Origin of the sequence: Mesorhizobium sp. (genome assembly GCF_004962925.1) — a bacterium.
Lineage (GTDB): Bacteria > Pseudomonadota > Alphaproteobacteria > Rhizobiales > Rhizobiaceae > Mesorhizobium.
Genome location: NZ_SUEO01000297.1, coordinates 1 through 1319 on the forward strand (window position 1 = coordinate 1; position 1319 = coordinate 1319).

1 protein-coding gene is annotated in these 1319 nt (G+C 61.3%); it reads left to right on the plus strand.

Annotated features, from left to right (window positions below):
- The first annotated feature begins 177 nt into the window (after nucleotides 1–177).
- Nucleotides 178–1278 carry a dimethylsulfone monooxygenase SfnG gene (gene sfnG, locus E5W87_RS33155; RefSeq protein ID WP_095487007.1) on the plus strand — a complete coding sequence of 367 codons (1101 nt, stop codon included), beginning with the start codon at nucleotides 178–180 and terminating at the stop codon, nucleotides 1276–1278.
- Nucleotides 1279–1319: the final 41 nt, after the last annotated feature.

Genomic DNA, 1319 nt, shown 5'->3' on the forward strand with positions numbered 1-1319 from the left:
CTACGGGCGTCTACGGCGCGCCCGACGATTTCGTCGATGGCGAAATCGTCGGCGCAGCCATCATCGAGCGCATTGCAAGGGCTGCCACCGACGCGGTCTCCTTGCTCAACTCCAGTCACGCAAATGCTGCCGTCGCCACCCGCGTCGGCTGAGCCAATCAACAGGGGAAACGACGACATGAGTTCGCATTCCGACGCCATCAAATTCGCCTACTGGGTCCCGAATGTTTCCGGCGGCCTGGTGATCTCCAACATTGAGCAGCGGACAGGTTGGGATATCGACTACAACCGCAAGCTCGCCCAGATTGCCGAGGCCAACGGGTTCGACTATGCGCTGAGCCAGATCCGTTTCACGGCCGGCTATGGGGCCGACAACCAGCACGAATCAGTCTCGTTCAGCCATGCCTTGCTTGCCGCGACCACAACGCTGAAGGTTATCGCAGCGATCCTGCCCGGCCCGTGGAACCCTGCGCTGGCGGCCAAGCAGATCGCTACCATCAACCACCTGACCAATGGCCGCGTCTCCGTCAATGTCGTCAGCGGCTGGTTCCGAGGCGAGTTCGCCGCGATTGGCGAACTCTGGCTCGATCATGACGAGCGCTATCGCCGGTCGGAGGAATTTATCCGAGCGTTGCGCGGCATCTGGACGGAAGACAGTTTCACGCTGAAGGGCGATTTCTACCGCTTCACCAACTATTCCATGAAGCCGAAGCCGATCGAGCCCTTGCCCGAGATATTCCAAGGCGGCTCGTCGCGAGCCGCTCGCGACATGGCGTCTCGTGTCTCCGATTGGTATTTCACCAACGGCAATACCCCGGAGGAGATCCGGAAGCAGGTCGACGACATCCGCACCAAGGCGAAAGCCAACGGCCACAAGGTTAGGATCGGCGTCAACGCTTTCGCCATCGCCCGCGAGAGCGAGCAGGAAGCGCGCGCCGTGCTCGACGAGATCATCGCCAAGGCGAATCCGGAGGCGGTGCAGGGCTTTGCCGATCAGGTCAAGAATGCCGGCAAGGCCTCGCCGGAAGGCGAAGGCAATTGGGCGAAATCCTCCTTCGAGGATCTCGTGCAATACAATGACGGCTTCCGCAGCAATCTCATCGGCACGCCTGAACAGATCGCCGAACGCATCCTGAAGCTCAAGGATGCCGGCGCCGACCTGATCCTGCTCGGCTTCCTGCATTTCCAGGAAGAGGTCGAGTTCTTCGGCAAGCGCGTCATCCCATTGGTGCGCGAACTGGAAGCAGCTCGCGACAGGGAGCTTGTCGCCGCGGAATAGGTCAGGCGCGGCCTTCGGGCCGCCGCCAGCTCTCCTTCAAC

Excerpts from the sequence above, each read along its gene's own strand:
- sfnG (WP_095487007.1), top strand. The coding sequence starts at position 178 with ATGAGTTCGCATTCCGACGCCATCAAATTCGCCTACTGGGTCCCGAAT.